Source organism: Pseudomonas weihenstephanensis (genome assembly GCF_016812185.1).
Taxonomy (GTDB): Bacteria; Pseudomonadota; Gammaproteobacteria; order Pseudomonadales; family Pseudomonadaceae; genus Aquipseudomonas; species Aquipseudomonas weihenstephanensis.
On the sequence record NZ_JAAEBV010000002.1, the window covers coordinates 435,357 to 461,716 of the forward strand.

The 26,360-nt window shown below is 59.2% G+C and carries 28 protein-coding genes; 12 read left to right on the forward strand and 16 right to left on the reverse strand.

Going from position 1 to position 26,360, the window contains the following annotated elements; translation table 11 throughout:
* Positions 1–26 precede the first annotated feature (26 nt).
* Complete coding sequence (locus GYN01_RS09435; protein ID WP_048363905.1) at positions 27–452, reverse strand: DUF4399 domain-containing protein; 426 nt, start codon at positions 450–452, stop codon at positions 27–29.
* A gap of 136 nt (positions 453–588) precedes the next feature.
* Between GYN01_RS09435 and GYN01_RS09440 the strand changes: the two genes are divergently transcribed.
* Positions 589–1,230 carry a transporter substrate-binding domain-containing protein gene (locus GYN01_RS09440; RefSeq protein WP_203306937.1) on the forward strand — a complete coding sequence of 214 codons (642 nt, stop codon included), beginning with the start codon at positions 589–591 and terminating at the stop codon, positions 1,228–1,230.
* A gap of 89 nt (positions 1,231–1,319) precedes the next feature.
* Here the strand turns inward: GYN01_RS09440 and GYN01_RS09445 are convergent, their stop codons facing one another.
* Complete coding sequence (locus GYN01_RS09445) at positions 1,320–2,240, reverse strand: metal ABC transporter solute-binding protein, Zn/Mn family (protein WP_203306938.1); 921 nt, start codon at positions 2,238–2,240, stop codon at positions 1,320–1,322.
* A gap of 66 nt (positions 2,241–2,306) precedes the next feature.
* Between GYN01_RS09445 and GYN01_RS09450 the strand changes: the two genes are divergently transcribed.
* The 4 genes from GYN01_RS09450 to GYN01_RS09465 are packed head-to-tail and all read left to right on the forward strand — an operon-like array spanning position 2,307 to position 5,112.
* Positions 2,307–2,789 carry a Fur family transcriptional regulator gene (locus GYN01_RS09450; protein WP_048363903.1) on the forward strand — a complete coding sequence of 161 codons (483 nt, stop codon included), beginning with the start codon at positions 2,307–2,309 and terminating at the stop codon, positions 2,787–2,789.
* A complete protein-coding gene (gene znuC / locus GYN01_RS09455) occupies positions 2,789–3,577 on the forward strand; it encodes a zinc ABC transporter ATP-binding protein ZnuC (protein WP_048402058.1) in 789 nt (262 codons plus the stop codon). The genes GYN01_RS09450 and znuC overlap by 1 nt, the downstream gene beginning before the upstream one ends.
* Entirely contained in the window at positions 3,570–4,358 is a 789-nt protein-coding gene (gene znuB, locus GYN01_RS09460; RefSeq protein ID WP_048363901.1) for a zinc ABC transporter permease subunit ZnuB, read from the forward strand. Before znuC ends, znuB begins: the two co-directional genes overlap by 8 nt.
* Before the next feature lie 37 nt (positions 4,359–4,395).
* A complete protein-coding gene (locus GYN01_RS09465) occupies positions 4,396–5,112 on the forward strand; it encodes a PA5502 family lipoprotein (RefSeq protein WP_048363900.1) in 717 nt (238 codons plus the stop codon).
* Between the two features lie 90 nt (positions 5,113–5,202).
* Here GYN01_RS09465 and katE read toward each other — a convergent pair whose 3' ends face one another.
* Complete coding sequence (gene katE / locus GYN01_RS09470; protein ID WP_203307024.1) at positions 5,203–7,395, reverse strand: catalase HPII; 2,193 nt, start codon at positions 7,393–7,395, stop codon at positions 5,203–5,205.
* Positions 7,396–7,595: 200 nt separating this feature from the next.
* Between katE and GYN01_RS09475 the strand changes: the two genes are divergently transcribed.
* The 3 genes from GYN01_RS09475 (at position 7,596) to GYN01_RS09485 (ending at position 10,131) form a co-directional block, all read left to right on the forward strand.
* Complete coding sequence (locus GYN01_RS09475) at positions 7,596–8,603, forward strand: methionine ABC transporter ATP-binding protein (RefSeq protein ID WP_048363898.1); 1,008 nt, start codon at positions 7,596–7,598, stop codon at positions 8,601–8,603.
* Positions 8,603–9,277, forward strand: a complete 675-nt coding sequence (locus GYN01_RS09480; RefSeq protein WP_048363897.1) for a methionine ABC transporter permease — start codon at positions 8,603–8,605, stop codon at positions 9,275–9,277. Before GYN01_RS09475 ends, GYN01_RS09480 begins: the two co-directional genes overlap by 1 nt.
* Positions 9,278–9,360: 83 nt before the next feature.
* Positions 9,361–10,131, forward strand: coding sequence for a MetQ/NlpA family ABC transporter substrate-binding protein (locus GYN01_RS09485; protein ID WP_048363896.1), 771 nt, complete (start codon positions 9,361–9,363; stop codon positions 10,129–10,131).
* A 91-nt stretch (positions 10,132–10,222) separates the two neighbouring features.
* On the opposite strand, the gene GYN01_RS09490 is transcribed toward GYN01_RS09485, so the two are convergent.
* The 9 genes from GYN01_RS09490 to coxB form a co-directional block, all read right to left on the reverse strand.
* Positions 10,223–10,858: an SCO family protein gene (locus GYN01_RS09490; protein ID WP_048363895.1), complete on the reverse strand. Its 636-nt coding sequence runs from the start codon at positions 10,856–10,858 to the stop codon at positions 10,223–10,225.
* Positions 10,855–11,754, reverse strand: a complete 900-nt coding sequence (cyoE, locus tag GYN01_RS09495; RefSeq protein ID WP_048402061.1) for a heme o synthase — start codon at positions 11,752–11,754, stop codon at positions 10,855–10,857. The genes GYN01_RS09490 and cyoE overlap by 4 nt, the downstream gene beginning before the upstream one ends.
* The gene (locus GYN01_RS09500; RefSeq protein WP_048363893.1) at positions 11,751–12,821 is read right to left on the reverse strand and encodes a COX15/CtaA family protein; all 1,071 of its coding nucleotides are present in this window, start codon (positions 12,819–12,821) and stop codon (positions 11,751–11,753) included. Before GYN01_RS09500 ends, cyoE begins: the two co-directional genes overlap by 4 nt.
* 10 nt (positions 12,822–12,831) lie before the next feature.
* Positions 12,832–13,425 carry a hypothetical protein gene (locus GYN01_RS09505; protein WP_048363892.1) on the reverse strand — a complete coding sequence of 198 codons (594 nt, stop codon included), beginning with the start codon at positions 13,423–13,425 and terminating at the stop codon, positions 12,832–12,834.
* A complete protein-coding gene (locus GYN01_RS09510; protein WP_048402064.1) occupies positions 13,400–14,137 on the reverse strand; it encodes an SURF1 family protein in 738 nt (245 codons plus the stop codon). The genes GYN01_RS09505 and GYN01_RS09510 overlap by 26 nt, the downstream gene beginning before the upstream one ends.
* A 10-nt stretch (positions 14,138–14,147) precedes the next feature.
* Positions 14,148–15,035, reverse strand: a complete 888-nt coding sequence (locus GYN01_RS09515) for a cytochrome c oxidase subunit 3 (protein WP_203306939.1) — start codon at positions 15,033–15,035, stop codon at positions 14,148–14,150.
* 12 nt (positions 15,036–15,047) lie between these two features.
* Positions 15,048–15,617, reverse strand: coding sequence for a cytochrome c oxidase assembly protein (locus tag GYN01_RS09520; RefSeq protein ID WP_048402065.1), 570 nt, complete (start codon positions 15,615–15,617; stop codon positions 15,048–15,050).
* A gap of 68 nt (positions 15,618–15,685) precedes the next feature.
* Positions 15,686–17,278: a cytochrome c oxidase subunit I gene (gene ctaD / locus GYN01_RS09525; protein ID WP_048402066.1), complete on the reverse strand. Its 1,593-nt coding sequence runs from the start codon at positions 17,276–17,278 to the stop codon at positions 15,686–15,688.
* 34 nt (positions 17,279–17,312) lie between these two features.
* A complete protein-coding gene (gene coxB, locus GYN01_RS09530) occupies positions 17,313–18,440 on the reverse strand; it encodes a cytochrome c oxidase subunit II (RefSeq protein WP_048363887.1) in 1,128 nt (375 codons plus the stop codon).
* Positions 18,441–18,771: 331 nt separating this feature from the next.
* Between coxB and GYN01_RS09535 the strand changes: the two genes are divergently transcribed.
* On the forward strand, positions 18,772–19,407 hold the full coding sequence (locus GYN01_RS09535; protein ID WP_048402067.1) for a hypothetical protein: 636 nt from the start codon (positions 18,772–18,774) through the stop codon (positions 19,405–19,407).
* A gap of 15 nt (positions 19,408–19,422) precedes the next feature.
* Here the strand turns inward: GYN01_RS09535 and GYN01_RS09540 are convergent, their stop codons facing one another.
* The 3 genes from GYN01_RS09540 to GYN01_RS09550 all read right to left on the reverse strand — a co-directional run bounded on the left by GYN01_RS09540 (position 19,423) and on the right by GYN01_RS09550 (position 21,349).
* Entirely contained in the window at positions 19,423–20,154 is a 732-nt protein-coding gene (locus tag GYN01_RS09540) for a carbonic anhydrase (RefSeq protein ID WP_048363885.1), read from the reverse strand.
* Between the two features lie 62 nt (positions 20,155–20,216).
* Positions 20,217–20,717: a 2-thiouracil desulfurase family protein gene (locus GYN01_RS09545; protein WP_203306940.1), complete on the reverse strand. Its 501-nt coding sequence runs from the start codon at positions 20,715–20,717 to the stop codon at positions 20,217–20,219.
* Complete coding sequence (locus GYN01_RS09550) at positions 20,714–21,349, reverse strand: 2OG-Fe(II) oxygenase (protein WP_048363883.1); 636 nt, start codon at positions 21,347–21,349, stop codon at positions 20,714–20,716. Before GYN01_RS09550 ends, GYN01_RS09545 begins: the two co-directional genes overlap by 4 nt.
* A gap of 151 nt (positions 21,350–21,500) precedes the next feature.
* On the opposite strand from GYN01_RS09550, the gene GYN01_RS09555 reads away from it, so the two are divergent.
* The gene (locus GYN01_RS09555) at positions 21,501–22,253 is read left to right on the forward strand and encodes a DUF2059 domain-containing protein (protein ID WP_048363882.1); all 753 of its coding nucleotides are present in this window, start codon (positions 21,501–21,503) and stop codon (positions 22,251–22,253) included.
* Positions 22,254–22,285: 32 nt separating this feature from the next.
* Here GYN01_RS09555 and bipL read toward each other — a convergent pair whose 3' ends face one another.
* On the reverse strand, positions 22,286–23,233 hold the full coding sequence (gene bipL / locus GYN01_RS09560) for a phospholipase BipL (protein ID WP_048402070.1): 948 nt from the start codon (positions 23,231–23,233) through the stop codon (positions 22,286–22,288).
* A 109-nt stretch (positions 23,234–23,342) separates the two neighbouring features.
* Between bipL and GYN01_RS09565 the strand changes: the two genes are divergently transcribed.
* The gene (locus GYN01_RS09565) at positions 23,343–23,927 is read left to right on the forward strand and encodes a DUF6436 domain-containing protein (protein WP_203306941.1); all 585 of its coding nucleotides are present in this window, start codon (positions 23,343–23,345) and stop codon (positions 23,925–23,927) included.
* Between the two features lie 30 nt (positions 23,928–23,957).
* On the forward strand, positions 23,958–26,339 hold the full coding sequence (locus GYN01_RS09570; protein WP_203306942.1) for a penicillin acylase family protein: 2,382 nt from the start codon (positions 23,958–23,960) through the stop codon (positions 26,337–26,339).
* Positions 26,340–26,360: the final 21 nt, after the last annotated feature.

Here is a 26,360-nt window from a genome sequence, read left to right on the forward strand (position 1 = left end):
TCTCCCTTTTTTATGCGCGGGCGTTATTACTTCACGTTGACCGTGATTTTTTTCGACACGATCACCGGCTCGAAGGCCATGTGGTTTTTATCAGCCAGCTCCAGCTGCAACGTGTGCTTGCCGGGGGCCAGGGTCACTTCGGTTTCGGTCTGCGCTTTGCCGAAGTGCACGTGGTTGGCATCTGCCGGGATCACCTGGCCCGCCGCAATCGGCTGGTCGACGTCGATCAACAGGTGATGATGGCCCGTGTGGGGGGTCTGGTCGCCAGCGGGTGCCAGCTTGATGCCTTCAACACCGAATTTGACGGTGAAGGTTTTGTCCACGGTGGCGCCGTCAGCCGGGGAAAGGATGGAAACTTTTGCGCCTTCAGGGGCCACAGTCGCAGCCATGGCCATGACCGAAGCGCCCATCAACATGGAAGCCAGTGCAACGCGAGACAGTAGATTGTTCATTTATTTCTCCGTTTTTCACAAAATTCATAGGGTTAAGACAACTTCGCGTCGCTACGCTGTCCAACCCGCAGTTGACCAACATAAAGCAAAGTGAGCGCCTATTGCGAATCGCTTGCATCCGTTCAAAGGAGTGACCATGCGCCTTTTGCCTGGCCTGATGCTGTTATTGCCGCTGGTGAGCACTTTGGCTCAAGCCGAATTAATCGATGACGTTAACGATCGGGGCGAGCTGCGCATTGCCCTTGAAGCTGACGTGCCGCCCTACAGCTTCAAACAGGACGGGCACTTGACCGGCTTTGAAGTGGAATTGGGCGAGCTGCTGGCGCAGGAGCTGGACGTGAATGCCTCCCTGCTGGTGACCGACAGCAACGACCTGCTGCAAGGGGTTGAGAGCGGTAAATACGATGTCGCGCTCAACCACATGGCTTTGACTCCGGACCTTGAGAATCGGTTCGATTTCAGTGAGCCTTACGGTTACACCCACGCGCGCGCAATCAATCGAGCTGCGCAACCACCAACGCCCACTGCCCCTGAAACCTTTCAGGGTCAGCTCATAGGCGTAGTTCAGGGCAGCCCGTTTGTCGAACATCCGCCACGAGTAACCGTCGAGGACACACGCCCGGTTGAAGATCAGAGGGTGACGTTGGCGATCCCGTTTCAGAAAGGCAACCCGGCATTCCACAACAGCCTGGACAAAGCGCTCCAGCGGATAAAGGCCGATGGCCGGCTAGCGGCCCTGTCGCAGAAATGGCTGGGGGCGCAAACGCCTCAGCCGTAGGCGTGGCCCACTCCCCCCCCTCGCCATCAGGCAAATGCCCTGAAAGCGGGGGGCTGATGGGTAACCTGGTGAGCTTGCGTCTACACGCCTTACAGGCTTTCCAGACAACTCGCCAAGTCGTTACCCAGTTTTTCCAGCAACTGCTCGTAGCCTTGGGCCGTCGCAGGGGTAAAGCCACCCAAAGCATCCAGCTCTGCCAGTTTGACCGGCATCCCGGCCGTCAGGGTTTCAGCCAAACGCGGACGCAAGGGCGGTTCACTGAACACGCACGTCTTGCCCACTTCCTCCAGACGTTTACGCATGGCCGCCACGTGCTGTGCACCCGGCTGTACTTCGGACGCCACACTGAACACGCCCGCATGTTTGAGGCCGTAAGTGCTTTCGAAGTAGTCATACCCTTCGTGGAAGACGAAGAACGGCTTGTCGGCGATCCCGGCCAGACGCGCTTTGAGGCGGGCATCCAATGCGTCAAGGCGCTCATTGAACGCTTTCAGATTGCGCTGGTATCTGGCCGCGTTCGGCGCGTCTATCGCGCTGAGGTCCGCGGCCATTTTTGCAGCGATGACCCGGGCGTTGTCTGGCGCCAGCCACAGGTGGGCATCCAGGGTGCCGGGGCGATGATCGTGATCATGCTCGGCCGCATCCTCATCATGCGAATGACTGTCTTCAGCAAAATGGCGCAGTTTGAGACCCGGCAAGGTCTGAACAGACACCGAAGGCGCGGCACGCCCCGTCAGCACCCGCGGCAAGAACCCTTCCATGTCCGGGCCAACCCAGTACAGCAGGTCAGCGGACTGCACCCGCCGTACGTCGGAGGGGCGCAGCGCAAAGCTGTGGGGCGATGCATTGGGCGGCAGCAGCACTTCGGGCTGGCCCACACCGTCCTGTACAGCCGCGGCAATCAATTGCAGGGGCTTGATGCTGGTCAGCATGTTAACGTCCGCTTGAACCGGGCCAATCACCAGAAAACTGGCACTGAAAGCAAGAAAAATCGAAAAAAGACGGGACACGATGAGCACTCAGAGTGGTTGAAACGGGTAACATAATAACGTCTCTCTCAAAGATCGTCGCCGCCCATGCCTATTACGCCGCTTGCCAGCCGTCCTCACGACCATTCCCATTGCGTTCACAGCGCCCTCAGCGAGGCCGATACCTTGTGCGCGCAAAAGGGCCTGCGCCTGACCGCGCTGCGCAAACGTGTCCTGGAACTGGTGTGGCAGAGCCACAAACCGCTGGGCGCCTATGACATTCTGGCCGTGCTCAGCGAACAGGACGGGCGCCGCGCCGCTCCGCCGACCGTTTATCGGGCACTGGACTTCCTGCTGGAAAACGGCCTGGTGCATCGTATTTCGTCACTCAATGCGTTTGTGGGGTGCAGCCATCCTGAGCACCCGCATCAGGGTCAATTCCTGATTTGCCGCACCTGCCACGCGGCCATTGAACTTGAACAAAAGTCCATCAGTGACGCCATCGTCAACAGCGCACGCGATGTCGGCTTTACTGTCGAAGGCCAGACCGTCGAAGTGGTCGGGCTTTGTTCGGGTTGCCGGGAGGCCTGATGAGCACTGCGTTGATTCGTCTTGAACACGTCACCGTGACGTACTCCGGGCAAAACGTGCTGGACAATATCGAGCTGACGGTTGAGCCGGGCCAGATCGTGACTCTGATTGGCCCCAACGGCGCCGGTAAGACCACATTGGTCAAGGCGGTGCTCGGGTTGCTGAAACCGACGAGCGGTAGCGTATGGCGCAAACCCAAACTGCGCGTGGGTTACATGCCGCAAAAGCTGCACGTTGACCCGACGCTGCCCTTGTCGGTGCTGCGTTTTTTGCGACTGGTGCCAGGCGTTGATCGCGATCAAGCCTTGGACGCACTCAAAGAAGTGGGTGCCGAGAAGGTCATCGATAGCCCGGTGCAAAGTGTCTCGGGTGGCGAGATGCAGCGTGTCCTGCTGGCCCGGGCCTTGTTGCGCAAACCCGAACTGCTGGTGCTCGACGAACCGGTGCAAGGCGTCGACGTAGCAGGCCAGTCCGAGCTGTACGCGCTCATCACCCGCCTGCGTGATCGTCATGGCTGCGGCGTGTTAATGGTGTCTCACGACCTGCATCTGGTCATGAGCACCACCGACCAGGTGGTGTGCCTCAACCGCCATGTCTGCTGCTCGGGCCACCCGGAACAGGTCAGCGGCGACCCTGCATTCGTTGAGCTATTCGGCAAAAACGCACAAAGCCTGGCGATTTATCACCACCATCACGACCACGCCCATGACTTGCATGGCTCGGTGGTCAACGAAGGTGCCGCACCGGCACCGGCACACGTTCATGGAGAAGGCTGCAAGCATGGCTGATTTTCTGTTTTACGCCCTGCTGGCAGGTTTGGCGTTGGCGGTGGTCGCAGGCCCACTGGGCTCATTCGTGGTGTGGCGCCGCATGGCCTACTTCGGCGACACGTTGTCCCATGCCGCCCTGCTGGGCGTCGCCCTGGGCTTTTTGCTGGACATCAGCCCCACCATTGCCGTGACCGTCGGTTGCCTGCTGTTGGCCATCTTGCTGGTCACGTTGCAGCAACGTCAGCCACTGGCTTCCGACACGCTGCTCGGAATTCTCGCACCCAGCACCTTGTCCCTCGGGCTGGTCGTACTAAGCTTCATGCATGAAGTGCGGATCGACCTCATGGCCTACCTGTTTGGCGACCTGCTGGCGATCAGCCCCACAGACCTGATGTGGATCATCGGCGGCAGCGCCGCCGTACTGGCGCTATTGGTCGCATTGTGGCGACCGCTGCTGGCCATTACAGTGCACGAGGAGCTGGCCACCGTTGAAGGCTTGCCGGTTGCCGCATTGCGCATGACCCTGATGCTGTTGATTGCCGTCGTGATTGCGGTCGCGATGAAAATCGTCGGGGTGCTGTTGATTACCTCGCTGCTGATTATCCCGGCGGCCGCTGCGCAACGTCACGCCCGTTCACCTGAACAGATGGCGTTGGGCGCCAGTTTGCTGGGGATAGTGGCCGTGTGTGGTGGCCTGGCGTTGTCATGGTTCAAAGACACGCCCGCCGGGCCGTCAATTGTGGTGTGTGCCGCTGCACTGTTTCTGCTGAGTTTTGTTCTGCCCCGTCGAGGGGTGTAGACTTGCTCGTTTTTTGCGCACTTAGAGAGCCGCAGGAATGAAGCTGTTCAACTATCGATATAGGCTCCTGGCCGCATTTTGTGTGCTGCTGGGTGCTTGCCAAAGCACACCGACTGCCGACCAGATCGCGCAGCAACAACGTGCTGCGGCCATCGCTCAGCTGGAGCAAAACCTGGCCAGCAGCGAACTTGCCACCGCCGAAGACGAATTGGCGACCTTGCAAGCCCAAACCCCGGACGACCCGCAGTGGGTGCAGTACCAGCGCCAATTGGCTGAAGCCTACTTGCAACGCAGCCAGATCTTCCTGCAAAAGGGCGATGTGAATGCAGCCGCCACGGCGCTCAGCCGTGCCCGCACCTTGATGCCCAAGGCGCCTGCACTGACCAGCGGCGTCAACAGTGCCATTGCCCATGCACGCAAGGCCGAACTGGACAAAGCCGAAGCCGCCCTGAAGGCTGCCGAAGCGCGCCCACCGGCCAAAGTCATCGATCCCGCCGCCGAAAGCACCACGGTGGCGTTGAACATCGCCGATATTAAGAAACTTCGCCATCAACTAGACTTGATCGCGCAGGATATCGTCAATTACCAATGTGGCGTCACCTTGCAGGTGCCGCGCACGGCTGACTACCCTTGGCTGGCCACGCTGATCAGCAAACGCGTTAAAAAGCTCAACCCGGATTTCGACCTCAAGCTTGAACGCCAGATCGTGCGCCACGTACCGGCGCAAATGGTACTGATCCCCAGCAAACCCTAAATCCGCGCGCCCCGTCAGCTCCTGCGGGTGGCCGCAGGCTGCGATCTTTTGATCGATCGCAGCCTGCCCCCTCTGTTAAACAGTGCTACATCACGCCGGAATCGCCTTAGCCTTCGGCTCCCGCGCCCATACCCGATGCTGGCCAATGGCGGCAAAGAACGCTTTAACGTCCTTGGCGTCCTTGAGCACCAACAACCCTTCGTCCGCCTGCACATGCAGCACGTCCAGGAGCTGGCTGGCTTCGCCGTGCAAGGCAATGGCCTTCAAGTGTTTGTAGGCTTCCAGCAAATAATGCAAAGCCACCCCGTCGCCGCTGAGCGCCTTGATTGAGGCCGCACCGCCCGGCACATACACCGCGTCAAACGCCACCGAAGGCAAACCTTCCATCGACGCATCCACAGGCAACAACTTGCCTTCGGCCGTTTTCACTGGCGCCGAAGTCGGCCCCAGTAATTTGGCGTGCGCGCCCTCTGCCGCCAGCGCCTGTTTGATGGCCTCAATCGCCGCACCATCAACACCGTTGGCCGCCAGAATCGCCACTTTTCGGGTTTTGATATTGCCCGGCAACAAGTTGACCTGGCTCAACGCGGGCGACTGACTGAGGCTGGTTTTGCGTGCGGCTACCGTGCCCGCCTTGGGTGCAGGCAGCCCGAGGTTGTCGGCCACACGCTTGGCCAACTCAAGATCAATGTTGGCCAGAATCTCATTCACTTGGCGTGCCCGAATGTGCTCACGCTCGACCTTGCCCAACTCAAAGCTGTACGCCGAGATGATGTGCTCTTGTTCATGCTTGCTCATGCTGTGGAAAAACAGCCGCGCTTGCGAAAAATGATCGCTGAACGAGTCGCTGCGCTGGCGAATTTTGTTCGCATCAATGCGTTCCGGGTAGCTTTCAAACCCCCCATCGCGTGCAGCCGGCGGTGTTTCTTTCGGCCAGCCACCATCAATGGAGTTCGGCTCGTAAGATGCCCGACCGGTATGAATCGTGCTGCGATGTTGCGCATCGCGCTGGTTGTTATGGAAGGGCGCTACCGGGCGATTAATGGGTATCTCATGAAAGTTGGGCCCGCCCAGACGGCTGATCTGCGTATCGGTGTAGGAAAACAGTCGACCTTGCAGCAACGGGTCGTTGGAAAAGTCGATCCCCGGCACGATATGACCGGGGCAGAAGGCGACCTGCTCGGTCTCGGCAAAGTAATTGTCGGGGTTGCGGTTGAGCACCATCTTGCCCAGCGGGGTGATCGGCACCAACTCTTCGGGGATCAACTTGGTAGGGTCGAGGATGTCGAACTCGAACTTATGCTCGTCCGCCTCGCTAATGATCTGTACCCCCAACTCCCATTCCGGGTAATCGCCGACTTCAATCGAGTCCCATAGGTCGCGGCGATGGAAGTCGGTGTCCTTGCCTGCGAGTTTTTGCGCTTCATCCCACACCAACGAACAGGTGCCCGCGCTGGGGCGCCAATGGAATTTGACGAAATTGGACGTACCCTCAGCATTGATCAGCCGAAAGGTATGGACGCCGAAGCCCTGCATGCTGCGCAGGCTTTTGGGAATGGCCCGGTCAGACATCGCCCAAATCACCATGTGCGCAGACTCTGGCACCAGCGACACAAAGTCCCAGAAGGTGTCATGCGCCGAACCGCCTGTAGGAATCTCGTTATGCGGCTCAGGCTTTACGGCATGTACAAAGTCAGGAAACTTGATCGCATCCTGAATGAAGAACACCGGCATATTGTTGCCGACCAGGTCGAAGTTGCCTTCGTCGGTGAAAAACTTCACAGCAAACCCGCGGACATCGCGCACGGTATCGCCGGAGCCGCGTGGCCCTTGCACGGTCGAAAAACGCACAAATACAGGCGTCTTTTTGCTCGGATCTTGCAGGAATCCTGCTTTGGTCAACGCCGAATGCGCTTCGTAGGTCTGAAAGTAGCCATGTGCGCCGGTGCCACGGGCATGCACGATGCGCTCAGGAATGCGCTCATGGTCAAAATGCGTGATCTTCTCGCGCATGATGAAGTCTTCCAGCAACGAAGGGCCTCTGGCGCCCACTTTGAGGGTGTTTTGGTTGTCTGCAATCTTCACCCCCTGGTTGGTGCGCAGCGCTTGATCGGTCGCGTCATCACGAAAAGGTTGGAGGCTGTCGAGTTTGACGTTCGTGTTGCCACGATCCAAGGTGTCGGTTCCGGCCATCTGGCTCTTGTTCGAAGACGGTTTTTTGCTGCTCATCAGACTAAACTCCTTGTTGGCAAAAGCCCCATTGGCCGGGCTTTGTAGACAAATGTCCCGAGACGGGAAGTGAGTTGCTCCACTAGTGACTGGCGGCCCTTGGCAGCGTTCCTTTTTTCTGACCTTTGATCGTCTTATTGCCAAATCAAAGGTTCGCGCACAAATAAATGCTAAGAACCTCTATACGGACAGGCTAAAATGCGCGCCCGGCTTACCGCTGATCTTCTTTTTACGCGCCCCACAAGGTTCGCTACGTGATTGAGTTTCATAACGTTCATAAAACTTACCGGGTCGCCGGTAAGGACATTCCCGCGCTGCACTCCACCAGTTTGCGTGTCGAGAGCGGCCAGGTGTTTGGCCTGATTGGCCACTCCGGCGCGGGCAAAAGTACATTGCTGCGCCTGATCAACCGCCTCGAAACACCGAGCGGTGGCCAGATCATCGTCGACAACGAAGACGTCACTGCGATGGACGCCAACGGTCTGCGCCGTTTCCGTCAGCAGGTGGGCATGATCTTCCAGCACTTCAACCTGCTGGCCTCCAAGACGGTGGCTGACAACGTGGCGCTGCCGCTGACGCTGGCTGGCGAACTGTCGCGCAGTGAGATCGAGCAGCGCGTCGCTGAACTGCTGGCCCGTGTCGGCCTGGCTGACCACGCCAAAAAGTACCCGGCGCAACTCTCGGGCGGCCAAAAACAACGGGTGGGGATTGCCCGCGCCCTGGCCACCAAGCCCAAAGTGCTGCTGTGTGACGAAGCCACCAGCGCCCTCGACCCGCAAACCACGGCCTCGGTGCTGCAATTGCTGGCCGAAATCAACCGCGAGTTGAAGTTGACCATCGTCCTGATCACCCACGAGATGGACGTGATTCGTCGCGTGTGTGATGTGGTCGCGGTCATGGATGCGGGCAAGATCGTTGAACAAGGCCCGGTGGCCGATGTGTTCTTGCACCCCAAGCACCCGACCACCCGGCGTTTTGTGCAGGAAGACGAGCAAGTCGACGAAAGCGAACAGCGCGACGACTTCGCTCACGTGCCAGGCCGCATCGTGCGCCTGACCTTCCAGGGCGAAGCTACCTACGCACCTTTGCTGGGCACCATCGCCCGTGAAACCGGTGTGGACTACAGCATCCTGGCTGGCCGCATTGACCGCATCAAAGACACCCCTTATGGGCAACTGACCCTCGCCATCACCGGTGGCGACATGGACGCTGCTTTCGCGCGCTTCACCGCCGCCGACGTCCATATGGAGGTGCTGCGCTAATGGAAACCCTCTTGAGCTTCTTCTCTAATATCGACTGGTACGAAATCTGGCTGGCCACTGGCGACACCATGATCATGCTCGGCGGCTCGCTGCTGTTCACGGTGCTGCTCGGTTTGCCGCTGGGCATCCTGTTGTTCCTGTGCAGCCCGCGCCAGTTGCTCGAACAAAAGACCCTGTATGCAGGCCTGTCGTTTGTGGTGAACATTCTGCGCTCGCTGCCGTTCATCATTTTGCTGGTGGTCATGATCCCGTTCACCGTGCTGATTACCGGCACCTCACTGGGTGTGGCAGGCGCGATTCCGCCACTGGTGGTGGGCGCCACGCCGTTCTTTGCGCGGCTGGTTGAAACGGCCTTTCGTGAAGTGGACCGCGGCATCATCGAAGCCACTCAGGCAATGGGCGCCAACACGCGTCAGATCATTACCAATGCGTTGTTGCCCGAAGCACGCCCCGGCATCTTTGCTGCGATTACGGTGACCGCCATTACGCTGGTGGGCTACACCGCGATGGCAGGCGTTGTCGGCGCAGGTGGCTTGGGCGACTTGGCCATCCGCTTCGGCTACCAGCGCTTTCAACCTGACGTGATGATTGTCACGGTGGTGCTGTTGCTGATTCTGGTGCAAATTCTGCAAACCGTTGGCGATCGGCTGGTGGTGCACTTTTCGCGCAAGTAAGCGCGACCTCTCGTTAATAAACGTAACCGCCAGCTTCGCGGCTGGCAGGCACCTGAAGTCAGGTGTTCACAAGGAGTTGCTGAATGAAGAAGTTATTTGCTGCTGTGGCCGCTGTAGCGGCGTTTTCGGCACAAGCCGACACGTTGACCGTGGCGGCTTCGCCCGTGCCGCACGCCGAGATTCTGGAGTTTGTGAAACCCGCGCTGGCCAAAGAAGGCGTGGACTTGAAGGTTAAGGTGTTCACTGACTACATCCAGCCAAACGTACAAGTGGCCGAAAAGCGCCTGGACGCCAACTTCTTTCAGCATCAGCCGTACCTGGATGAATTCAACAAGGCCAAAGGCACGCAACTGGTCAGCGTGGCCAGTGTTCACCTTGAGCCACTGGGTGCTTACTCCGCCAAACACAAGAAGCTGGACGAGCTGCCAAGCGGCGCTAACGTGGTGATCCCCAACGATGCCACCAACGGCGGCCGTGCGCTGTTGCTGCTGGACAAGGCGGGCCTGATCAAGCTCAAAGACTCGACCAACATTCTGTCCACCCTCAAAGACATCACCGAAAACCCGAAAAACCTGAAGTTCCGCGAACTGGAAGCCGCCACCATCCCGCGCGTGCTGACCCAGGTTGACTTGGCGCTGATCAACACCAACTACGCGCTGGAAGCCAAGCTGAACCCGGAAAAAGACGCGCTGGTGATCGAAGGCAGCGACTCGCCTTACGTGAACATTTTGGTGGCTCGCCCGGACGACAAAGACTCGGCAGACATGAAAAAGCTGGTTGCCGCACTGCACACGCCTGAAGTGAAAGCCTTCATTCTTGAGAAATACAAAGGCGCCATCGTCCCGGCGTTCTAAGCACTGCCCCTAGAAGCGGGTGCAGGTTGCGAGCAGTTGATTTTAAAAGCTCGCAGCCTGCGCCAGCGCCTACAGACACTTTTACCCCCACTTACTTCCTCTCAACCAACCCCGGCAACTGGGCAACCATCTTTTGGTTGTTGAACGGTGCGCGGATGAAACCTCGCTGGGTGCCGTCCGGACCAATCAGCGCCAAATTGCCGCTGTGATCGACCGTGTAGTTCGGCTTGCTGGTGTCCGCCGGAATAAACGGGATGCTCACCGCGTTGGCCAACGTTTGCAGCGCCTCAATGGAGCCGGGCGTCAGGCCCACAAACTGCGGGTCGAAGTAGCCCAGGTACTGCTTGAGCTGCTGCGGCGTATCGCGATTGGGGTCGACGCTGACCAGCACGATTTGCAGTTTGTCCTGCACCTCTTTAGGTAATTCACTTTTGATCTGACGCAGCTGGGCCAGGGTGGTCGGGCAGATGTCCGGGCAGAAGGTGTAGCCAAAGAACAGCAGGCTCCACTTGTCTTTCAGCTCATTCATCACCACCGGCTGGCCGTCCTGGTTGGTCATTTTCACGTCCGGCAGTTGGCGACTCTGAGGCAGCAAGATGATCCCCGCATCGATCAGCGTGGTGTTGTCGGCCTGACCTTTGCCCGACATGATTTTGTTAAACGTCAGGCCCATGACCAATGCCACCAGCGCAACGAGGATATAGACGGTTTTTTGAGTTTTAGTCATAGGTTCAACACTAAGTAGTGGTCGACAAGCAGCGCGATGAACAACGCAAACAGGTAGCAAATAGAGTACTTGAAGGTGTTGATCGCGGCGTGCGGCAGGGTGCCACGGTACAGCACCCACGCCCAATGCAGAAAGCGTGCGCCCAACCCGAGTGCACAGGCCAGATAGAGCTCGCCGCTCATGTGAATCACAAACGGCAGCAAGCTCACGGCCAGCAGCATGCAGGTGTACAGCAGGATGTGGACTTTGGTGTAGTGCTCGCCGTGGGTCACGGGCAGCATCGGGATGTCGGCCTTGGCGTATTCAGCCTTGCGGTGAATGGCCAACGCCCAAAAGTGCGGCGGGGTCCAGGCAAAGATGATCAGCACCAGCAGCAGCGGTTCGGCACTGATATGCCCGGTCACGGCAACCCAACCCAACAGCGGTGGCGCAGCCCCGGCCAGCCCGCCAATCACAATGTTCTGCGGCGTGGCGCGCTTGAGAAAGCCGGTGTAGATCACCGCATAGCCCAGCAAAGACGCCAGCGTCAGCCAAGCCGCCAGTGCGTTGGTGAACACCAGTAACAACGCCAGCCCACAGACTGCCAGCAACAGGGCAAACGCCAACGCCGACGCAGCAGACACGCGCCCCTGCGCCAGCGGGCGCTGCTGAGTGCGCGCCATCAGCGCATCAATGCGCCGGTCCACCACATGGTTAACGGCCGCTGCGCCGCCCGCGCACAAGCCGATGCCCAGGTTGCCGAACACCAGCACCGTCCACGGCACACCTGCGCGCGTGGCGAGAAACATGCCCACCAGCGAGGTGATGAGCATCAACACCACCACCTTGGGCTTGGTCAGTTCCAGATAATCACGCCACAACGCCTGACGCGGCCGTTCGCCAAGCAAGGTCGTCATGGCAGTTCTCCTTTGAGCAGGATGGGGCTGGGGGCCGGACGCCGGGGGCTGAAACGCCAACGGGCCAGACGTGGGGCTTTAACCCTGACCAGCGCCGTGCGCGCGTGGTAATTAACCAGCACCAGCGTCAGCAGCAACGCTGCGCCACCCGCGTTATGTGCCACTGCGACGGCCAGCGGCAAACCGAACAGCACATTACTCAGGCCCAGGCAGATTTGGAGCGCCAGCGCTGACAGCAGCAACCCCGCCAGACGCGTCATGCCCACGCGGCGTAATTGCCAGGCCAGCCCCAGCAGTACCAGCGTCAGTAACAGTGCGCCCAGGCGATGGGTGAGATGAATCGCGGTACGGGCATCGCTGTCCAACTGGCCCCCCAAGTAATTGGGGCCAATGTGTTGCGTAAGATGAAAACCGTTTGCAAAGTCGGCGTCTGGCCACCACTGACCGTGGCAGGTCGGCAAATCGACGCAGGCCACCGCCGCGTAATTGGAACTGACCCAGCCGCCCAGTGCGATTTGCACAATGGCCAACACCAGCCCGGCCGTTGCCCAGCGCTGTAAACGCCGAGGCACGGCGAGGGCGGGCAACACGCCGGACAAACGCAACGTCAGTAAAAACAGCAGGCTCAGGGTCGCAAAACCGCCGAGTAAATGCCCCGTCACCACCTGCGGCCACAGCTTGAGCGTGACCGTCCACATGCCAAACGCAGCCTGTGCCAGCACCACCCATAGAATGAACACCGGTAACTTGAGTGGCTGGTCGGCCACATGCCGTTGGCGCCAGGCACGCGCCGCCAGCAGGGCAATCACTAACGCCAAGGTGCCCGCAAAATAGCGATGCACCATCTCACTCCAGCCTTTTTCGACGTGCACGGGGGTGTCTGGAAAGTGCAGCTCGGCATGGGCCAACTGCGCGTCCGTGTTGGGCACGCTGATAAAGCCATAGCATCCGGGCCAGTCCGGGCAACCCAGGCCTGCGTGGGTCAGGCGGGTATAAGCACCGAGCAATACCACCACCAGTGCCAGCAGGGTGGCAAACAACGCGAGGCGAAATCCGGCTTTGGCCATGGCGGTATTCCTATCCGATGTTGGACAGTTTCAACAGGTGGCGCAGGTCGTTGAGCACGTCCTTGCCTTTCACCCGTGGGTCGTAGCGCAGCACTAAATTGCCGTGAGGGTCGATGATCCACAGTTGCGCGGCGCCATTGCCTTGCGCGCCCTGTGTATAACTCGGCAGGTCCAGCGGGTAGCGCTGAAGTTGCGGGTATTCACGTTGCAGCAGAGCCGCGTAGTCATCCGCCAGCGGTTGGGCCATTGCCAACGCATGGGTCGCGCGTGAGGCATCGCGCCCCAGCCCCACTTGAATCTGTCGCGCCAGGTACACCAGTTGCTGGCAGTCCACGGCGCACGTGCGCGGCGCCGTCACCAGCAATTGCCAGCGTGACTCCTGTGTTTGCACACCCAGCGCGGCGCGGCCCTGACCATTGCCAATCATTTCACCGTGATAGCTGCGGCTGTCGGGCACCCAGAACTTGAGCTTGTACATACCCGTGGCCAATACCATCGGGCCAAGGGTCAGCAACAGGATAAGGAGCAGTTGCAATCGCCCGCGCCGCCGTGAAGCAGATGCCTGAGTGCGAGCCGTATCAGGCGGATTGATGGCCGTTCCCATGGCGTTTCTCCTGCGCGTTATGCCAACCGAGGTACAGATAAAGACCGCAAAGGGCCAACGCCATAGCGAACCATTGCACGGCATAGGCAGTGTGTTTTTCCGGGCCCATGCCCGTGGCAATCACCGACCAGTCGGCTTGATACGCCACAGGCCCTGGCTGAATACGAATTTCCTCTGCACTACCTGATCGTCCCAATTCGGCCCACAACCTGGCCGGGAATACGGCGGTTATCAGGCGCGGCCAGTGGGCTTGCGTCGGATCGGCGTGCAACTGGAACGGCGCACCGGGTGACGCATACACCCAGCCTTCAAGTTCCAGCAGTTGATCGGGGGTGCTGAACACAGGCGGTGTACGCCGACTCGGCCACTCGATCCAGCCACGATTGAGCAACAGCCATTGACCGCTGGCCAGGTCCTGAAACGGTTGCAACAGCTCTACACCGACCTTGCCGTCCCGTATGCGGTTGTCCAGCAACAGGCTGTGTTGCGCATCCAGATGACCGCGCAAGTGCACCCGTCGAAACGCCGGCTCAGGGCTGCTCAGCAATTGCTCCACGCTGAGCGGTGCAGCGTTGCGGTGTTGGGCATAGGTGTCGAGCAACTGGCGCTTTTGCTCTGCGCGCTGGAGTTGCCAAAACCCCAGCAACACCAACATGGGCAACAGCATAGCCACCACCAACGTGGGCACCAGACCTGGGCGAAAGGCCGTCATGACCGGCCGCTTACAACACGTAAACAAACAGGAACAACGCCACCCACACTGCATCTACAAAGTGCCAGTACCAGCTCGCCGCCTGGAATCCGAACTGGTGCTCGGCATTAAAATGCCCGCGCACAATGCGAGTCAGCATCACCAGCAAAATCAGGGTGCCGATGGTCACGTGAGCGCCGTGAAAACCCGTGAGCATAAAGAACGTCGCGCCATATACGCCCGAACCCAGCGTCAGCCCCAGCTCTTGATAGGCGTGGATATATTCCTCGGCCTGAAAGCCCAAAAACGCGACCCCCAACAGCACCGTCAGACCCAGCCACACTTTCAATGCCCCGCGCTGGCCTTTGTTCAACGCGTGATGAGCGAGGGTCAGGGTCACGCTGGAACTGACCAGCAGCACCGTATTGAGCAGCGGCAAGCCCCACGGGTTGATGATGTCTTTGGGCGCGGGGTAGAGGACCGGATCGGGGCTGTGCAACAGCGGCCAGGCAAACTGGAAATTGGGCCACAGCATATGCGCCACCGCCTTGCTGCCTTCGCCGCCCAACCAGGGACCCGAAAAGTGACGCACATAAAACAGCGCGCCAAAGAAGGCGGCAAAAAACATCACTTCCGAAAAAATAAACCAGGTCATGCCCCAGCGAAACGAGCGGTCCAGTTGTGGGCTGTACAGCCCGGCGCGGCTTTCTTTGATCACCGCCCCGAACCAGCCAACCATCATGTAAGCCACCAGCAGACTGCCGACAAAGAAAATCAACGGGCCATGGGACTCGGGACGCGTGGCCTTGAGGTCGTTGAACCATGTGGCCAGGCCGCAGACCGTCACCAACAGGCCGATGGTGGCAATGATCGGCCACTTGCTTTGAGCCGGGACGTAGTAGTGATCAGGGGTTGCCATGGAGCGTTCTCCTTATCGGGCTGGCCGGGCGACGTCATTGCCAGCAGCAGCGACGGGCGGTTGGCGCGCGGTGATATCGAACAGCGTGTAGGCCAGCGTCAGGTGCTTCACGTCCTTGGGCAGGTCGCGGTCGACGATAAAGCGCATCGGCATTTCAATGCGCTGCCCCGGTTGCAGCACTTGTTGGGTGAAGCAAAAACACTCGGTCTTGTGAAAATACTGCGCCGCTTGCGCCGGTGAGATGCTCGGCACCGCTTGCGCTGACATCGGATGGTCGGAGGGGTTGGACGCCACAAACACCATCTCGTAAACGCCGCCGGGGTTGACCACCAACTGTTCGCCCTTGGGGTAAAACTCCCACACCATGCCCAGATTATTGGTGGCCAAAAACTGCACCCGTACCTGACGGAGGGTGTCGACCACTTGCTCGCCTTCGTACTGCCCGGCGGTTTTACCGTTGATGCCAAATGCGCGGCACATCACGTCGTAGATCGGCACCAGGGCAAAGCCGAAAGCGAACATCACCACCACCATCAATGACAGGCGGATGACGAGGCGCTTAATGGATGTTGAGTCGGCCATAGACGCTCCTGTTGCCTATAAAACCCCAACCCTCTCCCACCGGCAGAGGATGGGTGAGGGCCAGCGGTTCACCTGATGTCTGGCGGAGTCGTAAAGGTGTGATACGGCGCGGGCGAAGGCACGCTCCACTCCAGGCCTTCGGCCCCGTCCCACGGCTTGGCCGGCGCTTTAGGCCCGCCGCGTATGCATTTGATGACAATGAACAGAAACAACAGCTGCGTCGTGCCGAACATAAACCCACCGATCGACGACACCATGTTGAAGTCCGCGAATTGCAGGTTGTAGTCAGGAATCCGTCTCGGCATTCCAGCCAATCCCACAAAGTGCATCGGAAAGAAGGTCAGGTTCATGCCCACAAACGACAACCAGAAATGCAGCTTGCCGAGGGTTTCGTCGTACATGTGGCCGGTCCATTTCGGCAGCCAGTAATAGGTCGAAGCGAAGATGCCGAAGATCGCACCTGGCACCAGTACGTAGTGGAAATGCGCCACTACAAAGTAGGTGTCGTGGTACTGGAAGTCAGCGGGCGCAATGGCCAGCATCAACCCGGAAAACCCGCCGATGGTGAACAGGATCACAAACGCCACTGCGAACAGCATCGGCGTCTCAAACGTCAGCGAGCCTTGCCACATGGTGCTGGCCCAGTTGAACACCTTGACCCCGGTCGGCACCGCGATCAGCAACGTGGCGTACATAAAGAACAGCTCGCCCACCAGTGGAATACCGACCACGAACATGTGGTGCGCCCACACGATAAAGGACAAGAAAGCGATGCTTGCCGTGGCGTAGACCATTGAGGTGTAGCCAAACAGAGGCTTGCGCGAAAAGGTCGGGATGATCGCACTGACAGCGCCGAAGGCCGGCAGGATCATGATGTACACCTCGGGGTGCCCGAAGAACCAGAACACATGCTGGAACAGCACCGGGTCACCGCCCCCCGCAGCGCTGAAAAAACTGGTACCAAAGTGGATGTCCATCAGCATCATCGTCACCACACCGGCCAGCACGGGCATCACGGCGATCAGCAAGAACGCGGTGATCAGCCAGGTCCAGACGAACAGCGGCATTTTCATCAGGGTCATGCCGGGCGCACGCAGGTTGAGGATGGTGGCAATGACGTTGATCGCACCCATGATGGAACTAATACCCATCAAATGGATGGCAAAAATGAAATACGTCACGCTCTCGGGTGCATACGTGGTGGACAACGGAGCGTAGAAGGTCCACCCGAAGTTCGGCCCGCCACCGGCCATGAACAAGGTCGAGACCAGCAGCAAAAACGCGGCGGGCAGCAACCAGAAACTGAAGTTGTTCATGCGCGGCAGCGCCATGTCCGGCGCACCGATCATCAGCGGAATCATCCAGTTGGCCAGCCCGACAAAGGCAGGCATCACGGCGCCAAACACCATGATCAGCCCGTGCATGGTGGTCATCTGGTTGAAAAAGGCCGGTTCGACGATCTGTAATCCCGGTTGAAACAGCTCAGCACGAATGACCATCGCGAACGAGCCACCGAGTAAAAACATGCAGAAGCTGAACCACAGGTACAACGTGCCGATGTCTTTGTGGTTGGTGGTCAACACCCAGCGCATCAGGCCTTTGGCGGGGCCATGAGCGTGGTCGTCGTGTGCAGGCCCGTGGTCATCAATCACAGCACTCATGTTCTGACTCCTTGCGCGCACATCAATGAACCGCTCATTTGCCTTGCGCCTGTTTCAGCGCGAGCACGTCTTTAGGGGTGACCATGTCGCCTTTGTTGTTACCCCACGCGTTGCGCTCGTAGGTCACGACCGCCGCCATGTCGACTTCTGACAGCTGCTTGCCGAACGCGGCCATTGCGGTGCCGGGCTTGCCGAAAAACACGCGGTGCAGGTGGTCTTCAATAGGGCCGGTGGCAATTGGCGAGCCTTTAAGCGCCGGGAACATCGGCGGCAAGCCCTGGCCCTCAGCCTGGTGACACGCCACGCAGGCGGTGTGATAGACCTTGTCGCCACGGGCGATCAGCTCCTCGCGGGTCCAGTCTTTACTGGTCAATTCCTTGAGTTGTGCAGCCTGGGCCTTGCGCTCCGCGAGCCAAGCGTCGTAATCGGGTCGGGTTTTAACGTCGACCACAATCGGCATGAAACCGTGGTCCTTGCCGCACAACTCGGCGCACTGGCCACGGTAGACGCCGGGTTTCTCGACGCGGGTCCAGGCCTCGTTGATAAAACCCGGTATGGCGTCACGCTTGACCGCGAAGGCTGGCACCCACCAGGAGTGGATAACATCGGCCGAGGTCACCAGAAAGCGCACCTTGGCGCCAATCGGCAGCACCAGCGGCTCATCCACTTCGAGCAGGTAATGCTCATCCTTGGGCGCTTTGTTGTGGATTTGATCGGCGGGGGTGGCCAGATTGCTGAAGAACTCGACGTCTTGGCCCAGGTATTTGTAATGCCACTTCCACTGGTAGCCCGTGATCTGGATGTCGACATCCGATTCACTGCTGTCGTAGATGTTGATCAGGGTTTTGGTGGCCGGCACCGCCATTGCGACCAGGATGAGCAAAGGCACGACCGTCCAGAGGATTTCAACCGTGGTGCTCTCATGGAACTTGGCCGGTTCCTGCCCCGTGGAGCGACGATGAACAATCATCGACCAAAACATGGCACCGAAGACCAAAATGCCGATGACCACACAGATCCAGAAAATGGTCATGTGCAGGTTGAACACCGCATGGCTGACTTCGGTCGCACCGGGCGTCATGTTCACGGTCCAGGCGGCATGCGCCTGATTGAAAACAGACCACAACAACAGGCCCATCCATAGATGTGGATGTCGCTTCATTGCGGGTTCCCCTTTATTTTTCTTGTTATGGCGCCGGTGTGTACCTGCGTTACAAGGGGGCGGTTTTCAAACCAGTGAACCTTGACCGCCGAGCCTCGCCTGCTCAGGCAGTCGGGCATCATCAGAAAACGTTTACAGAATCGAGTATAGCCAGCGCCTTAAACCCCGCAATGTGAGGGGGCAAAACAGCGAAAAACTGACTCCAACGACAAATGGCACTCACTGCCGGGTCACAAAATGAATAACAATACGCGCCCTCTGAAAAAGGCCCTGGGTTTCACATGGGCTATTTTTAACGATATTCCCTGTCTAGCGTTCCCCTGGAGTGCCCATGAATACCGCTGCCCTGCGCGAGCAGATCTTGCGTGCCCAACAGCATGAGGCCGATACAGGCCTGCTCGCCCGCCAATTGGAAGCCACACTGCCACACCTTCACACAGCCATTCATCTGCCTGAACTCGACAAAAATGCGGTCATGACCCGGTTTGTCAGTGCCTACATCGCTCAGGTGCCTGACTTGCTGGACGCGGCCTACGAAGTCGCCCGCGAGGCGGGTATCGAATCGCAAATCAAGCCGGTGCTGAAGATAGCCGAGCAGTTTTTTCTTCAGCCACCTGCACTGATGGCCGGGCACGTCGGGCTGGAAAGTTTGCTGGATGAAGCGTACCTGGCGCACCGCCTGGTGGAAGAGGTCAACGACCTGTACATCAAGCACTTCAAACAGCCGCTGATCCCGCTGGACACCACCGTGGCCAACCTGATCGCGCACCAATTGATCGGCGAAACGTTCGCCAACCAATTGGACGAGGTGGTGCACCACGCCGTTGACGAGATGCTCAACGACGAAAGCTTTGCCCTGGAGTCGGTCGAAGCCTACCGCGAGAAGCTGATCAGCCCAGAAACCGGTGCTGCCTGGAAACGCTGGCCGTGCCTGTCCAAGCAGTTGGGCGTCGGGCTGACGTTGTAACCTGATAGGCGGTGGTTAAAACCGCGCCTTGGGTGTCGCACTCGGGATCGGGCTGGTGCCATCAAGTGGCAGAAAGGCGCCTTTGTCCGCGTCATACGCTTTAATGGCGCTGGTTTCGATGTCGTACACCCAGCCGTGAATGAACAGATGCCCGCTGGCCATGCGCGATGCAACTGAGGGGTGCGTGCGCAAATGCTGCAACTGGGCAATCACGTTTTCTTCGGTCAATACGTGCATGCTTTCGGCTTCGTTGGCGCAGTTACAGTTGTCCTGCACCATGGTTTTGGCCACTTCCACGTGGTGCAACCAGGCTTTAACGGTCGGCATTTTTTTCAAGCTGGCGGGGTTGAGCACGGCCCGCATCGCGCCGCAATCCGAATGCCCACAAATGATGATGTGCTGCACGCCCAAGGCCAGCACGGCGTACTCGATAGCGGTTGAAACACCGCCGTTCATTTGACCGTACGGCGGCACAACGTTGCCCACGTTACGGGTCACGAACAGATCACCCGGCGCACTTTGAGTAATCAGCTCAGGCACGATGCGCGAATCTGCGCAGGCGATAAACATGGCGCGCGGGCTTTGTGCGGTGGCCAGTTTTTTGAAGAAGGCTTCTTGTTCGGGGAAGATTTCGTGATGGAAATGCAGAAAGCCATCAACAATGTGGTGCAAGGCTGCATCGGCGCTGTCAGCGGTAGCAGGAGCTGTGGCCGAGGCAGCAGGCTGCGGTTTTTGTTTATCACTCATCGCGTATTCCCCAAGGCAAAGTGGCACGCGATGTTACCTGAACTCAAATTTTGGCTCTACGTTCAAAAGCGGGCGGCCCACACCCGTTCCAGCACGCTGGCGGCCTCTTCCAGCTCCAGTTCACTGAACACCTGCACCCCGGCCTGGGTCAGTAACGCTGCCGTCACTCCCTGGCCTTCGACTTTGATCCCGCTGAAGCTGCCGTCGTAGGTCAAGCGGTTACCGCATGAAGGGCTGTTGGCCTTGAGAATGGCAATTTTAATGCCGTGTTTTTCGACCAGCGCCAACGCCTGCTGCGCGCCGGACACAAAAGCATCAGTGACATTTTCGCCGTCCGTGGTCATGACCGGCACCTTGCCGCTGAGCACTTGCGTGCCTTGGCCGCCGGGAATTTCAGCGGCGGCTCGCGGTGTGGGCAACCCACCGGCGACTTCGGGGCACAGCGCAATCACTCGGCCTTCGGCCTGCCATTTCGTCAGCTGTGGATAAGGCCCGCTGGCCCCGCCGTCATAGCGCACGCGATGGCCCAACAGGCAGCGGCTGACCAACACTTTTTGGCTCATAACAGCACCTGCGCGGCACGCCGCCGAAACCAGCCCGTCAACGACAGGCGGTCGCGGGTCGCGGGCATCACTTCGTGAGGGACTTCGCCCGACAAAAACACCACCAGACACCCGCCGGTCGGCAACACGTCGTACTCACCCCGATCGTCGAGGTACATACGCAAATGCCCGCCGTGCTCAGGCAGCCAGGCGTCATTGAGGTACACCACCGCCGATACCATGCGTCGGTCATCGTCACGAAAACGGTCTAGATGCTTGAGGTAAAACGCGCCGGGCGGGTACATCGCAAAGTGACTTTCGAAGTCCTCCAGGCCCAAAAAAAGCCTGCGATTCATGGCGATTCGCAGGCTTTCCATTAAGCCGAGATAACTGTCACAAGCCAGTGCTTCACCGGGCTCCAGCCATTGGATATGGTCACCGCGTATACCTTCGCGGACCTCCTGATTGGGCCCACGCCCGACCGCTGCCGGGGACAGCTCACCCTGCACCGAACGCTTATGGCACTCGGCCGCCAGCTCCTGGGTCAAACCCTGGGGCAGAAAGATGTTTTGCTGCGACCATCCCTGTGCATACAGGTCGTCGACAATGCGCAGCAGCAGCGGATGATCAGAAGGTATTTGCATGGCGCGCATAGTATCCATACGCCTCAAAATCTGACAGAGCCGCAGAGCGGTGTTCTGAAATAAATACCGCTCGCACATTTAAAGCGGGTTGGGAGAGACGATATCTCGACAAGTCCTACGCCACACCCGGACAATAGCGACCTGCTGACAGGAGTCCTTCATGCGCCGCTTGTTTTTATCGTTACTTATTTTTTGTTCATTACCCGCATGGGCTGACAACCTGGATGACTTGTTCAAGGTGGCTGGCTGGTCAGACCAACGTGCGCATTTCAATGACGCCCTGAATGCCGCCCAAGAGCGCTATCGCAGCAACTTGCCGCCTGCTGTTTATCAAGCGTTAGTGACCAACAGCAGCCAGCGTTTCAACCCGCAAGCAATGGACAAGCGGGCCAAAGATCAAATGCGCAAGAACTTGCCTGATCCGGCCCCGGCGCTGGCCTTTTTTCAGTCCCCGCTGGGAAGCAAGATCGTGGCCGCCGAACTGCTGGCCACACGTCGCGACCAGTTGGCCAAGCATGCACAGGGCTTGCCGCGTATCGAGGCCAGCGCCACTCGCCAGCTGTTGATCAATCACTTGTCCAATGCGCTGCCAGCGCGTGAGGCCGGTGCAGAAGTGAGCCTGGCCATTGCCGGCGTAGCCGCAGACAGCTTGAGTTCAATGATCCCCGGTTTGCTCGGCGGCGGTCAGGCGCAAAGCATGCTCAATGGTCAGCGCCAACGGTTGATGGAGCAAATTGGCGGCGAATTGGATAACACCTTGCTCTTCGTCTATCGCGATTTGTCTGACCCTGAACTGGAAGAGTTCGTGACTTTCGCGGAGTCCCAAGACGGCAAAGTGTATTACCAGGCAGCGCTGACGGCGGTGCGCGCAGGCCTTGCTGTCGGGCAAAGCGCGTCGAGCCTGGCCCCGTAGGCGTTTTAGGACCTGAAGATCGCAGCCTGGGGTTAGTCGTTGAAGTGCTGATCCAGAAACGCGAAGTAGCGCGCACGTATCTCGTCTGTTTCGTTGGCCAGATGGTGGCGGGCCTCAGGCAATAACAGCACCTCGGGCCGCGTGAATTTGGCTGTCAACACCCCCAGGTTGTGCCGCCAATCCACCGTTCTGTCAGCCTCGCCTTGAATGATCAGCAGCGCGCGCGCACTCGGTGCAGCCTCTTCAATACGCCCAATCCAGCGCGCCAATGCGCCGACCCAGGCCGTGGGCAAACGCAGCGGCTGTAACGGATCGGCCAGCAAAAAAGGCATGAAGTCAGGGTTATTGGTGTTTTCGCTAAAGCGTCGGGCAATGCCTTTGACGAACGGGCGCAGCAGGTAATAGCTCAATTTTGACCAACGCCAGTCTTTGGGTCTTACCAGCGGCGCCATCAAGATGGCCTGCCCTTGGGCCGGACTGTGGGTGCCCTGATGCAACAGGTGATCAATCACAATCGCGCCGCCGGTGCTTTGCCCGCACAAATGCCACGGCTGCGGCAACCCAAGCGATTGCGCCTCGATGAACAACCCCTGGAGCGCTTCCTGATACTGGTTGAAATCGCCAATGCTGGCCCGTTCGCCGCTGGACAGGCCATGCCCCGGCAAATCACAGGCAATCACCACAAAACCGCGGCTCAGCCCCCATTCGATCACATGCCGATACAACCCCATGTGATCGTAAAACCCGTGGATCACAAACAACGTCGCCACTGGCGCACCCTCGGGCCACCACACTTGGCTGACCAGATCGTAACCACCGGCGCGGTAACACCCCAGTTGCCGTTGCACGGGCGCGGCGTGATGCGCAAAGTCCAACCCGTAAAACCGCTGGTACGCCAGCCCCTCGCTCGATAACGGCCGGGCTGCGGCTAAAGGCTGCAAACTGGCGCGTAAGGTGTCGGGGGAAAACGGGGCAGGCATAAGGGCTTCCAAACAGGGCGCGTGCGCGCAAAACAGGCTTTATAGACCGTCGATATTCATCTGTCAGGTCAAGCATGGCAAGCTACGCGGCCTTCGAGGATCTTTTTGCATGCGCCTGCCCACCTTCAAAACCCTGCTTGCCTGCGCGTTCACCCTTACCTGTGCGCTCAATTTGTGGGCCGCGTATGACTGGTTTCAGGGGCGTTACATTCGTGCGTTCAGTGATCAAACCGCGCTATTTGCCGGCGATGTATTAAGCCTGCCCGCCGAACTGTCCGGGCCGGGGCCGATTCGCGTGGTGCACTTTTGGGACCCGGCCTGCCCGTGCAATGTGGGTAATCAGCAGCACCTGAGCGAACTGCTCGCGCATTACGGACCGCTGGGCGTCGCCTTCTATTCAGTGCAAAAACCCGGCACCCACGGCCAACTGCCAGCCACCTTGGGGGCGATCAAGCCGTTGACCAACCTGCCCGGCGCTGAGCACCTGAGCGCCAGCCCGGCCGTGGCGATCTGGGACCACAGTGGCCAATTGGCTTATTTCGGGCCGTACAGCGAAGGCGCCACCTGCAATGCCAGCAACAGTTTTATCGAACCCATCCTGCAAGCGCTGAGCGCAGGCCGCCCGGTAAGAGCCACTCACACTATGGCTGTGGGCTGTTATTGCCCGTGGCAGGCCGATCACGTCACCCCGTGATGGCGCCTTAAAGAACAAGGAGTTCACCCCATGAAACGCAGTCTGACCATCATCGCCCTTGTCGTTGCAGCAGCGGCCGGGGGAGGGGTCTGGTACGTACAGAGCAAGTTGCCCACGCGTCAGGGCCAGGTCGAGCTGTATACGCTCAAAGAGCCTGTCACCGTGCGTTACGACGAGCGCGGCGTGCCGCATATTCGCGCCGGTAATCAGCTCGATATGTACCGCGCGCTGGGTTATGTGCAGGCGCAAGACCGGCTGTTTCAGATGGAAATCATGCGCCGCTTGGCCCGCGGTGAACTGGCCGAAATCCTCGGGCCCAAGCTGGTAGAAACTGACAAGCTGTTTCGCAGCCTGCGCATCCGCGAACGCGCAGCCACCTATGTGAACGAGCTGGATCAGCAGTCCCCCGCGTGGCAGGCGCTGCAAGCCTACCTGGACGGCATCAATCAATATCAGGCCACCCACGCCAAACCCGTGGAGTTCGACGTGCTGGGTATCCCCCCGCGGGCCTTCACCGCCGAAGACACCATCAGCATCGCCGGTTACATGGCCTACAGCTTTGCGGCGGCGTTTCGCACTGAACCCTTACTCACCTACGTACGTGATCAATTGGGCAGCGACTACCTCAAGGTTTTCGATCTGCAATGGCAACCCAAGGGCGTCTTGCCTCCGGCGCTGGCGGCCAACGATTGGAAAACCCTGGGTGCTCTGGCGCAACTCAGCGACAGTGCTTTGAGTCAGGCTGGCTTGCCGCAGTTTGAAGGCAGCAACGCGTGGGCCGTGTCCGGCAGGCGCACGCAAAACGGCAAGCCGTTGCTGGCGGGCGACCCGCACATTCGCTTTTCAGTGCCCTCGGTGTGGTACGAAGCGCAGCTGTCTGCGCCCGACTTTGAGCTGTACGGCTACCATCAGGCGCTGGTGCCGTTCGCCTTTTTGGGCAACAACCGCGAGTTCGGCTGGAGCCTGACCATGTTCCAGAACGATGACCTGGACCTGATCGCCGAAAAGACCCACCCCAAAAATCCCAATCAGGTCTGGTACCACGGCCAGTGGGTCGACATGACTCGCACCGAGCAAGAGATTGCCGTCAAAGGCGAGTCGCCGGTGACGCTGGTGCTGCGTCAATCGCCACACGGGCCGATTGTTAACGATGTGCTGGGCGATATTGCAGGCAATACGCCGATTGCCATGTGGTGGGGCTTTTTGGAGACCAAAAATCCAATCCTGGAAGGCTTCTACCAACTCAACCGCGCTAACACCGTGAGCAAGGCGCGCAAGGCTGCCACGTATATTCAGGCGCCGGGGTTGAATGTGGTGTGGGCCAATGCCCACGGCAACATCGGCTGGTGGGCGGCGGCGCAACTGCCTAGGCGCCCGGCCGGGGTCAACCCGGCGTTCATTCTGGACGGCAGCACCGCGCAGGCGGACAAATTGGGCTTCTACCCTTTCAGTGCCAACCCGCAGGAGGTCAACCCGTCGCGCGGCTACATCGTGTCGGCCAATTTCCAGCCGGTATCGCCCACCGGGCTGGAGATTCCCGGTTATTACAACCTGGCCGATCGTGGTCAACAGCTCAATCGCCAACTGAGCGACGCCAGCGTGAAATGGAACCTGAAAAACAGCCAGGCGTTGCAGTTGGGCACCACCACCGGCTATGCGCAGCGCGTACTCAAGCCTCTGTTGCCGGTACTGCGCAAGGGTGTCAGCGACCCGGCCGAGCTTAAGTTGGTTGAACAATTGGCGCAGTGGAAGGGCGATTACCCGCTGGACTCAACCAGTGCCACGCTGTTCAACCAATTGCTGTTCAGCCTGGCGGATGCCGCCATGCACGACGAGTTGGGCGATGCGTTTTTTGACATCCTGCTGACCACCCGCGTGATCGATGAGGCGCTGCCGCGTCTGGTCGCCAGCCCGGACTCGCCGTGGTGGGACAATCGTCACACGTTGGCCAATGAGACTCGGGCGGACACGGTCAACGTTGCCTGGCGCAACAGCCTCGTTCAACTCAAGGCCACCTTGGGCGACGACCCCGCGCAGTGGCAATGGGGCCGGGCGCACACCCTGACCCACGAGCATCCGCTGGGTAAACAAAAACCACTGGACTGGTTGTTCAATGTCGGACCTTTCGCAGCGCCGGGTAGCCATGAAGTCCCCAACAATTTGTCCGCAAAACTCGGCCCTGCCCCTTGGGCGGTGGGTTACGGACCGTCTACGCGGCGCCTGATCGACTTTGCCGAGCCCACCCACACGCTGAGCATCAACCCGGTGGGCCAGAGCGGCGTGCCGTTCGACAAACACTACAAGGATCAGGCGCAAAGCTACATCGAGGGGCGTTACGACAAACCGTACATGGAGGACGCCGACGTGCAGCTCAATACCCGCAGCACGTTGCGATTGATGCCCAAGCTATAGAGGCGGGCAACGACTACGGGT

What these genes read in the sequence shown, in the direction of transcription:
- GYN01_RS09540 (WP_048363885.1), bottom strand. Translation starts at nt 20,154, where the DNA reads ATGAGTGATAAACAAAAACCGCAGCCTGCTGCCTCGGCCACAGCTCCT.
- GYN01_RS09570 (WP_203306942.1), top strand. Translation starts at nt 23,958, where the DNA reads ATGAAACGCAGTCTGACCATCATCGCCCTTGTCGTTGCAGCAGCGGCC.
- GYN01_RS09535 (WP_048402067.1), top strand. Translation starts at nt 18,772, where the DNA reads ATGAATACCGCTGCCCTGCGCGAGCAGATCTTGCGTGCCCAACAGCAT.
- GYN01_RS09505 (WP_048363892.1), bottom strand. Translation starts at nt 13,425, where the DNA reads ATGGGAACGGCCATCAATCCGCCTGATACGGCTCGCACTCAGGCATCT.
- GYN01_RS09480 (WP_048363897.1), top strand. Translation starts at nt 8,603, where the DNA reads ATGGAAACCCTCTTGAGCTTCTTCTCTAATATCGACTGGTACGAAATC.
- cyoE (WP_048402061.1), bottom strand. Translation starts at nt 11,754, where the DNA reads ATGACGACCTTGCTTGGCGAACGGCCGCGTCAGGCGTTGTGGCGTGAT.
- GYN01_RS09465 (WP_048363900.1), top strand. Translation starts at nt 4,396, where the DNA reads ATGAAGCTGTTCAACTATCGATATAGGCTCCTGGCCGCATTTTGTGTG.
- GYN01_RS09515 (WP_203306939.1), bottom strand. Translation starts at nt 15,035, where the DNA reads ATGGCAACCCCTGATCACTACTACGTCCCGGCTCAAAGCAAGTGGCCG.
- GYN01_RS09565 (WP_203306941.1), top strand. Translation starts at nt 23,343, where the DNA reads ATGCGCCTGCCCACCTTCAAAACCCTGCTTGCCTGCGCGTTCACCCTT.
- GYN01_RS09520 (WP_048402065.1), bottom strand. Translation starts at nt 15,617, where the DNA reads ATGGCCGACTCAACATCCATTAAGCGCCTCGTCATCCGCCTGTCATTG.
- GYN01_RS09485 (WP_048363896.1), top strand. Translation starts at nt 9,361, where the DNA reads ATGAAGAAGTTATTTGCTGCTGTGGCCGCTGTAGCGGCGTTTTCGGCA.
- znuB (WP_048363901.1), top strand. Translation starts at nt 3,570, where the DNA reads ATGGCTGATTTTCTGTTTTACGCCCTGCTGGCAGGTTTGGCGTTGGCG.
- bipL (WP_048402070.1), bottom strand. Translation starts at nt 23,233, where the DNA reads ATGCCTGCCCCGTTTTCCCCCGACACCTTACGCGCCAGTTTGCAGCCT.
- znuC (WP_048402058.1), top strand. Translation starts at nt 2,789, where the DNA reads ATGAGCACTGCGTTGATTCGTCTTGAACACGTCACCGTGACGTACTCC.
- GYN01_RS09545 (WP_203306940.1), bottom strand. Translation starts at nt 20,717, where the DNA reads ATGAGCCAAAAAGTGTTGGTCAGCCGCTGCCTGTTGGGCCATCGCGTG.
- ctaD (WP_048402066.1), bottom strand. Translation starts at nt 17,278, where the DNA reads ATGAGTGCTGTGATTGATGACCACGGGCCTGCACACGACGACCACGCT.
- GYN01_RS09500 (WP_048363893.1), bottom strand. Translation starts at nt 12,821, where the DNA reads ATGGCCAAAGCCGGATTTCGCCTCGCGTTGTTTGCCACCCTGCTGGCA.
- GYN01_RS09435 (WP_048363905.1), bottom strand. Translation starts at nt 452, where the DNA reads ATGAACAATCTACTGTCTCGCGTTGCACTGGCTTCCATGTTGATGGGC.
- GYN01_RS09440 (WP_203306937.1), top strand. Translation starts at nt 589, where the DNA reads ATGCGCCTTTTGCCTGGCCTGATGCTGTTATTGCCGCTGGTGAGCACT.
- GYN01_RS09450 (WP_048363903.1), top strand. Translation starts at nt 2,307, where the DNA reads ATGCCTATTACGCCGCTTGCCAGCCGTCCTCACGACCATTCCCATTGC.
- GYN01_RS09555 (WP_048363882.1), top strand. Translation starts at nt 21,501, where the DNA reads ATGCGCCGCTTGTTTTTATCGTTACTTATTTTTTGTTCATTACCCGCA.
- GYN01_RS09550 (WP_048363883.1), bottom strand. Translation starts at nt 21,349, where the DNA reads ATGCGCGCCATGCAAATACCTTCTGATCATCCGCTGCTGCTGCGCATT.
- coxB (WP_048363887.1), bottom strand. Translation starts at nt 18,440, where the DNA reads ATGAAGCGACATCCACATCTATGGATGGGCCTGTTGTTGTGGTCTGTT.
- GYN01_RS09510 (WP_048402064.1), bottom strand. Translation starts at nt 14,137, where the DNA reads ATGACGGCCTTTCGCCCAGGTCTGGTGCCCACGTTGGTGGTGGCTATG.
- GYN01_RS09490 (WP_048363895.1), bottom strand. Translation starts at nt 10,858, where the DNA reads ATGACTAAAACTCAAAAAACCGTCTATATCCTCGTTGCGCTGGTGGCA.